Annotated in this window: 9 protein-coding genes and 1 tRNA gene; 3 read left to right on the top strand and 7 right to left on the bottom strand. The window is 51.0% G+C overall.

The window, feature by feature from the left end; genetic code table 11:
- From ACTQ34_RS10150 to ACTQ34_RS10135, 4 genes are all read right to left on the bottom strand, one after another.
- On the bottom strand, positions 1-329 hold a 329-nt coding region (locus ACTQ34_RS10150; protein WP_441363708.1), incomplete at its 3' end, for a type II toxin-antitoxin system Phd/YefM family antitoxin.
- Positions 330-557: 228 nt separating this feature from the next.
- Positions 558-1,772, bottom strand: a complete 1,215-nt coding sequence (locus ACTQ34_RS10145) for an ATP-binding protein (protein WP_441363707.1) — start codon at positions 1,770-1,772, stop codon at positions 558-560.
- 259 nt (positions 1,773-2,031) lie between these two features.
- On the bottom strand, positions 2,032-2,412 hold the full coding sequence (locus ACTQ34_RS10140) for a hypothetical protein (protein WP_441363706.1): 381 nt from the start codon (positions 2,410-2,412) through the stop codon (positions 2,032-2,034).
- A 204-nt stretch (positions 2,413-2,616) separates the two neighbouring features.
- A tRNA-Thr gene (locus ACTQ34_RS10135) sits at positions 2,617-2,692 on the bottom strand.
- Positions 2,693-2,872: 180 nt separating this feature from the next.
- Here ACTQ34_RS10135 and rpsF point away from each other — a divergent pair.
- The 3 genes from rpsF to rpsR are packed head-to-tail and all read left to right on the top strand — an operon-like array spanning position 2,873 to position 3,970.
- A complete protein-coding gene (gene rpsF, locus ACTQ34_RS10130) occupies positions 2,873-3,169 on the top strand; it encodes a 30S ribosomal protein S6 (RefSeq protein ID WP_441363705.1) in 297 nt (98 codons plus the stop codon).
- A 15-nt stretch (positions 3,170-3,184) separates the two neighbouring features.
- Positions 3,185-3,676: a single-stranded DNA-binding protein gene (locus ACTQ34_RS10125; RefSeq protein ID WP_441363704.1), complete on the top strand. Its 492-nt coding sequence runs from the start codon at positions 3,185-3,187 to the stop codon at positions 3,674-3,676.
- A gap of 21 nt (positions 3,677-3,697) precedes the next feature.
- Positions 3,698-3,970: a 30S ribosomal protein S18 gene (gene rpsR / locus ACTQ34_RS10120; protein ID WP_297283420.1), complete on the top strand. Its 273-nt coding sequence runs from the start codon at positions 3,698-3,700 to the stop codon at positions 3,968-3,970.
- A gap of 80 nt (positions 3,971-4,050) precedes the next feature.
- Here the strand turns inward: rpsR and ACTQ34_RS10115 are convergent, their stop codons facing one another.
- From ACTQ34_RS10115 to gyrA, 3 genes are all read right to left on the bottom strand, one after another.
- Entirely contained in the window at positions 4,051-4,251 is a 201-nt protein-coding gene (locus tag ACTQ34_RS10115; RefSeq protein WP_441363703.1) for a helix-turn-helix transcriptional regulator, read from the bottom strand.
- A gap of 5 nt (positions 4,252-4,256) precedes the next feature.
- A complete protein-coding gene (locus ACTQ34_RS10110; RefSeq protein ID WP_441363702.1) occupies positions 4,257-4,640 on the bottom strand; it encodes a hypothetical protein in 384 nt (127 codons plus the stop codon).
- A 165-nt stretch (positions 4,641-4,805) separates the two neighbouring features.
- On the bottom strand, positions 4,806-7,373 hold the full coding sequence (gene gyrA / locus ACTQ34_RS10105; RefSeq protein WP_441363701.1) for a DNA gyrase subunit A: 2,568 nt from the start codon (positions 7,371-7,373) through the stop codon (positions 4,806-4,808).
- Between the last annotated feature and the right edge of the window lie 11 nt (positions 7,374-7,384).

The raw sequence follows: 7,384 nt of genomic DNA, 5'->3' as shown, positions 1-7,384 counted from the left end.
CGAGATCTACTATAACCGCCTCCGACGCAATACAGCCAATGAGGAAAACCTTCCTCCGCTGCGCAAGCGCGCACGGTGGGCGCAAAATCCGGCGCAGGTTGCCTAATTGAATTCGTTGGGTGTGCGGTTTTCTTGACTATTCCAGCCTGTTGTAGCTTACAGTATACTTCGCTTTCGAATTGTAGATTTTCATAAGCTTCCATACTCAAAACAACCATGTCGCCATACCCATTTTTGGTAAGAAAAACAGGCTGAGCGGTTTCATGAACGGTCTTCGAGATTTCAGCAAAGTTATTTTGTAAATCAGAAACTGGTCGGATCATTTTCATATCAATCACCTTGTATGTATATTATCATGATTATGCTAAGTACTCAAGAAGGATCATCTGCATCAAGTATACCACGGCAAATGAAATCCCCTATACAAGAAGTTTAGAAATAGATTTGACTCGACGAGAAGTGGTCAACCAAAGCAGGCAAGAAAAATAAAAATCGGCACGGAGTACCGTGCCGATTTTCTTCTTTGTCCCGTGCATCGTGCGATGAAACGAATTCCGTCAATACCACGCATTCATCAGCAGGAAGTCCCGGATATTGCAGTGCTTGATCCCGTCCCGACTGCGGTCGATCTCATCCATCGAAACGACGTATTTGGGGAAATTATCCCGGATGCCATCGAAAGCACCAAATTCACGCTGCACGGTATCTTCCGAGGCCAGCAGATAAGTCACCTGCACATACAGCTTCTGATCCTGCTTGCCGCAAACAAAGTCTACCTCTTTGTCTCCCACTTTGCCCACGGTCACCTGATAGCCCCGGCGCAGCAGCTCCAAATAGACGATGTTCTCGAGGATCAGGTTAATGTCGCGCATGTTGCCGCCATAAACCGCTTCCCGAATGCCGTGATCGGCGATGTAGTACTTTTCGTTGGTGGACAGGATCTGCTTACCCTGTAAATCCTGCCGTTTGACCTGATAGAATAGATAAGCTTCCGTGCAGTACTTGATGTAATTGAGCACGGTTTCCGCCGATACCACGCGCTGTTCGCTTTTGAAGTATTTGACCAGCGAGGTTGCCGAAAAGGTTGTGCCGATATTGGACATCACATACGCGACAATGCGTTCCAGCAGATCGACGTCCCGTATCTTGCCGCGCCGGACAATATCCTTGAGCTGCACCGAGTTAAACAGGTCGGTCAGATATTGCCTGCAGGGTTCTGCTTCAAAGTGCAAGTTGGACAGATAGGGCATGCCGCCGGCAGTCAGATATTTCTGGAAGCACTGAGCAGGCGTCGCGTCCGGAAATACCGTGCGATACAACTGGATAAACTCTTCAAACGAAAAGGGATAGATGACAAATTCGACATATCGTCCGCCCAGATAGGTGGCCAGTTCACCGGACAGCAGTTTCGCATTGGAGCCGGTGATATAGATGTCGCAATCCATTTCCACGCGGAAGGAATTGACGCATTTTTCCCAGCCGTCCACCTCTTGGATCTCGTCAAAGAACAGATACACCTTGCCGTCCATTTTGGCAGTGCGTCGGAGGATCTCGTCGTGCAGTACCTGCGCCTTACACAGATGGCTGTTGCGCATATCTTCAAAGTTGATCGTGATACAGTGCTCGGCGGAAACTCCGTTGGAAAGCAGCTCCTCCCGAATCAGTTCCAGCATGACCGACTTGCCGCTGCGGCGCATGCCTGTCATCACCTTGATGAGATCGCTGCCAATAAACGGCCGAATCCGGTTCATATAGCGTTCTCGTAAAATCATAGCGCAGTCGCCCCTTCCTGTGATCGGTTCGTTCACACTATACTCAGTATACCTGAAAAGAAGGAGAATTATCAAGATTTTATCAGATATAACCGATAAAAAGATTTAACTCTTACTTTTGTAAAGTATATATATGCTGATGATGGAAAAGAGTGCCGTAACATAAAAAGATACCCGGGTCTGTACCTACATGATGCAGACCGGGTATTTTTGCGTCAGTCATTATGATGAAATAGCTTGGCCTGGGCAGGTGTTCCACTCAGACATCATATTTTGGCAAGTATTCTACGTTATAAATTCCGTAATATTCATTGACAATTCTGCGGATATCTTCAAAATAATTTGCTTGTGTCAGACTTCCCAGTGTACCGCTTCTCAACGAATAGGGGTTCTCCTCATAATAAGTGATCATTTCTTTGGTCACGCCTGCAAAATAGGGAGATTGCTCATAATAAAGAGGCATCTCGACACCCTTTGACACCACAAAGTCAACACATTCCTGTTCGGATAGATCAGACAGGCGGACACCGGTTTTTGCATACTCCGCAACTGGATGGTCAGTTTTCCAGATCAGCACCATAATCAGTATCGTTGCAAGAAAAAGAAAAAACATTTTCTTACCGCGTGAGAGGTTTTTCATGCTGCCACCTCTTCAAGAATGATTGATCATCCATTGTAAATGCCGCAACAAATATGGGCATTATAGTGCAAGTTATCCTCTATTATCAGCAGTTATAAACACCAACGTAAACACCAAATAAACACCAACTCGCCGGTTGGAAAAATCGTAATGCCCTAAAAAGTACAAAAAACCCGTTATTTCTTTCGAAATAACGGGTTTTTATGGAGCTTGCGGCCGGACTCGAACCGGCGACCTGCGCATTACGAATGCGCTGCTCTACCAACTGAGCCACGCAAGCAACAAAATCATCTGACAATACTTCCGTATGTCAGCCTTGATAGTATATCATGTTTTTTTGTTTTCGTCAATCTTTTTTTATTTTTTCCTTGACTTTTTCTGGCTATTCGATATAATAGTAAAGTATCCTTGCTCATATCAGAGGATATGGGCCAAAAGTCCAAAAGGAGGTGCTAAGAATATGGCAAAGGTTTCTGGCAAGTACGAGACAATCTTCATTGTCAACCCCACGCTGGAAGAGGCAGCGGCTACCGCTGTTGTGGACAAGTTCAAGTCTCTCGTCGAGGCGAACGGCACGAACGTGGAAGTGGAAGATTGGGGCAAGCGCCGTCTGGCGTACCCGATCGAGGACCAGAACGAGGGTGTTTACACTCTGATCCGTTTTGAGTCCAAGCCGGAGTTCCCGGCTGAGCTGGACCGTATCTACAAGATTACGGACGGCATCATGCGTTCCATGATTGTCTGCCTGGACGACTAAGGCGGTGAACAATCAATGCTCAACAAGGCTATTCTGATGGGTCGTTTGACCCGCGATCCCGAGTTGCGCCATACGCAATCCAACATGGCTGTGTGCTCGTTCTCCCTTGCGATCGACCGCGGTCGCAAAGATCAGAACGGCGAACGCCAGACCGACTTCATCGACTGTGTCGCATGGGGTCGTCAGGCAGAGTTCGTTTCACAGTGGTTTACCAAAGGTGCGATGGCGATCGTAGTCGGCCGCATTCAGTCCCGTCGCTGGACGGACCAGAACGGCAACAACCGTATTGCAATTGAAGTAAACTGTGATGAAGTTTCCTTTGGCGAGACCAAAAAGTCCCGCGAAGCAAACGCCGGTTATGCCGGCGGCGGTTACGGCGGCTATGATAACGGATCGCAGATGCGGCCCGAGCCTGCCGCGTCTCAGGTAACTCCGGCATTCGATTTGCCCGCGGGCGATTCGGATTTTCAGGAGCTGGCCGATGACGACGGCGATGTCCCATTCTAAACTGAAGGAGGTTACGCGACAATGGAAGAAACCAAGAAGGAATTCACGCCCCGTCCGGAGCGTGCAGAGCGCCCGCAGCGCGGCCGTCGCCGCCGCAAGGTTTGCGCTTTCTGTGTTGATAAAGTCGAGCACGTTGATTATAAGGATGCTGGCAAGCTTCGCAAGTATATGTCTGAGCGCGGCAAGATTCTGCCCCGCCGTATGACCGGTACCTGCGCTCGCCATCAGCGTCAGCTGACCGAGGCGATCAAGCGTGCCCGTCACATTGCTCTGCTGCCCTACACTGCGGAGTAATTACTGTTTCTATTATTAAGGATACACAAATACCGCTTTTCATGAGAAAAGCGGTATTTTTTTAATATCTATTCTGCTGTTTATTCCTCGGTAAAGGAAAAAATCTCCTCGACTGTCAAACCAAACACCTTTGCAATATCCATCGCGAGTTTGAGAGACGGATTGTACTGTCCATTTTCCAGTCTGCCGATGGTTTCTCGGCGCACACCGACCAGCTCTGCCAGCTGCGCCTGATCCATACTGCGCGCGGCGCGCAGCTCCTTGATGCGTGTTTTCAGCATGGCGGTTATGCTGAGCGGCGTTCATAATAAAGAAACGCCACATCCTGAAAAACGTTGATTGCCGCCATCAGCAACAGCGCATACTCATAGGGAATGGTCAGCGGAGCCTTATCTCCGAAGGCGATGTACAGCAAAAGTGCAAAGTTGAGCACATTGAACAGCAGGGAATTGGCTTTATAAGCATTAGCATGCGCGCGTTCATCTGCTTTTTCCACCCCAACACCGGTTTCCAGCAGAATCAGGCCAATCAAAAGCGCCACACTCACTGCAATCAGGATACCTCTCCATGGCTGTGCATCGATTGGGCCATATTGCTTGGCGAACAGCAGCAAGATGATAAGCACGCCCCAAGCACCGGCATGGAGCAGCTTTGCACGGGTTAGTGTCATAATATATCCCTCCCACATATGATATATTTGTATCTTTGTGTGATAAATATATCACTTCTTATACATGCTGTCAAGATACATTTCTTTATCCACAATATTGTGGATATTTTTTTGCACCGGGCAGGGGAGACAGAAAAAGGACGCACAAAAGTGCGTCCTTTTTTCTTATTCTTCTGTAGCCTCGGTGGATTCAGTCGATTCGCCGTCCTCGGCGGTCTCATCCTCTTCCTGCTTATCGGTGCGGGCAATCGAGATAACCTTCACGTCCTCGCTTGTGCGCATTACGATAACACCCTGGCTGCCTCTGCCGCATTCGCGGATTTCTTCACAGCCCGTGCGGATGATAACGCCGTCATCCGTGATAATCATCACATCGTTGTCGCTGTCCACAACCGCGATGCCGGCTACCAAGCCGGTCTTGGCGGTCAGATTATGCAGTGTCATGCCGCTGCCGCCACGGTGATGAATGGTAAACTCCTCAACAGGCGTGCGCTTGCCGTAGCCGTTCTCGGTAATTGACAGCACATAAGCGCCCTTACGCGCCCGCGCCGCGCCGACAACATAATCACCTTCGCTCAGACGAATGCCGCGTACACCGGTCGCCGTGCGGCCCATCGCGCGCACTTCGTTCTCGTCAAAGCAAATCGCGCGGCCTTCATGCGTTGCAATCAGGATATTCTGCTCACCGTCGGTCAGGCGCACATCGACCAGCGCATCATCCTCATTGAGATTCAGCGCGCGCAGACCTGCGCGACGGATGTTCTGCAAGTCGGACAGCACCACGCGCTTGGCAACGCCCTGACGGGTGACGAAGAACAGGAATTTATCGTCTGCAAATTCCTTGATGGCGAACATCGCGGTGATTTTCTCGTCGCTTTCCAGCTCTAAGAGGTTGACGATGTTCATGCCCTTTGCCGAGCGGCCGGTTTCGGGAATCTGATAACCCTTGAGCTTATACACCTTACCGCGGTTGGAGAAGAACAGAATGGTATCATGCGTCGACGCGGTAAAGATATCCTTGGCGAAGTCCTCTTCGCGCGTGCTCATCGCGGACACGCCACGGCCGCCGCGCCGCTGCGCGCGGTAAACCGAAGTCGGCTGACGCTTGATATAGCCGAAATGGGTCAGCGTATAAGCGCAAGTCTGCTCCTCAATCAAATCCTCGATATCGATTTCGTCCGCGACATTTGCAATCTCGGTGTGGCGCTCATCGCCGTACTTCTGCTTGATTTCCTGCAATTCCGCCTTAACGACCGCGAGAATATTTGCGTCGCACGACAGGATTTCCTCGAAGGAAGCAATTTTGCCTTCCAGTTCCTTGTATTCGTCGTTGATTTTCTCCTGCTCCAGACCGGACAGACGGCCCAGACGCATATCAACAATCGCCTGCGCCTGCGGCTCATCGAGATGAAACTCGAAGTGTTCCGAGCCGTCCACGATGCCGAGCAATGCAATCTGGTCAATCCAGAACGGCTCAGCCATCAGGTTGACCTTGGCTTCCGCCTCGTTTTTAGAAGCGCGGATGATAGCGATGATGCGGTCGATATTATCGGTTGCAACCTTGAGACCTTCCAGGATATGCGCACGATCCTGCGCTTTTTTCAAATCAAAGCGCGTGCGGCGCTCGACAACGTCCTTCTGGAAGCCGACATATTGGTCGATAATCTGCCGCAGCGTCAATACGCGTGGCTGTAATTTGCCCGCTGCGCCCGACGGCACGAGCGCAATGTGAATCATCGAAATGGTATCTTCCAGCTGGGTATAGGTAAACAGCTGGTTGAGAATAACCTGTGCGTTCGCGTCGCGGCGGATATCCACCACAATCTGCATGCCCTCGCGCGAGGAATGGTCCTGAATGTTGGTGATGCCGTCGACGCGCTTGTCCTTGACGAGGTTCGCCATAGACTCAACCAGGCGCGCCTTGTTGACCATGTAGGGGATTTCGGTAATCAGAATCTGGCTCTTGCCGTTCGGCAGGTCGACAATCTCGGTCTTGGCGCGCACCTTGATTTTGCCGCGGCCGGTTGCATACGCTGCACGGATACCGCTGCGGCCCATGATAACGCCGCCGGTCGGGAAGTCCGGTCCCTTAATGAACTGACAGATTTCGTCCATCTCGGCTTCCGGGTGGTCGATGACATAGCAAATGCCGTCAATCACCTCGGTCAGGTTGTGCGGCGGGATGTTGGTCGCCATGCCGACCGCAATACCCGACGAGCCGTTGACCAGCAGGTTGGGGAATCGGGAGGGCAGCACAACCGGCTCTTTCAGCTCTTCGTCAAAGTTCGGGCCGAAGTCGACCGTATTTTTCTTGATATCGGCCAGCATATAGTTGGCAATCTTAGCCATGCGGGCCTCGGTGTAACGGTAAGCTGCCGGGGGGTCGCCGTCGACCGAACCGAAGTTGCCGTGACCGTCAATCAGCGGATAGTGCAGCGAAAACGGCTGCGCCATGCGCACCAAAGCATCGTAAACCGATGCATCGCCGTGCGGATGATAACGGCCGAGCACATTACCGACGGTCGTAGCCGACTTACGGTAGGGCTTATCCGAGGTCAGGCCGTCCTCATACATCGCGTACAGGATACGGCGGTGTACGGGCTTTAAGCCGTCGCGCACATCGGGCAGTGCGCGGCCGACAATGACACTCATCGCATAGTCGATGTAGCTCTTTTTCATCTCTTTTTCGAGATCGACCTGCAATATTTTTTGCTGTTCGTATTCTTGACTCATTCTTTGCCTCC

It is taken from the genome of Agathobaculum sp. LCP25S3_E8 (assembly GCF_052117165.1).
Taxonomy (GTDB): domain Bacteria; phylum Bacillota; class Clostridia; order Oscillospirales; family Butyricicoccaceae; genus Agathobaculum.
This window is presented reverse-complemented; position numbering and strand designations above follow the sequence as displayed.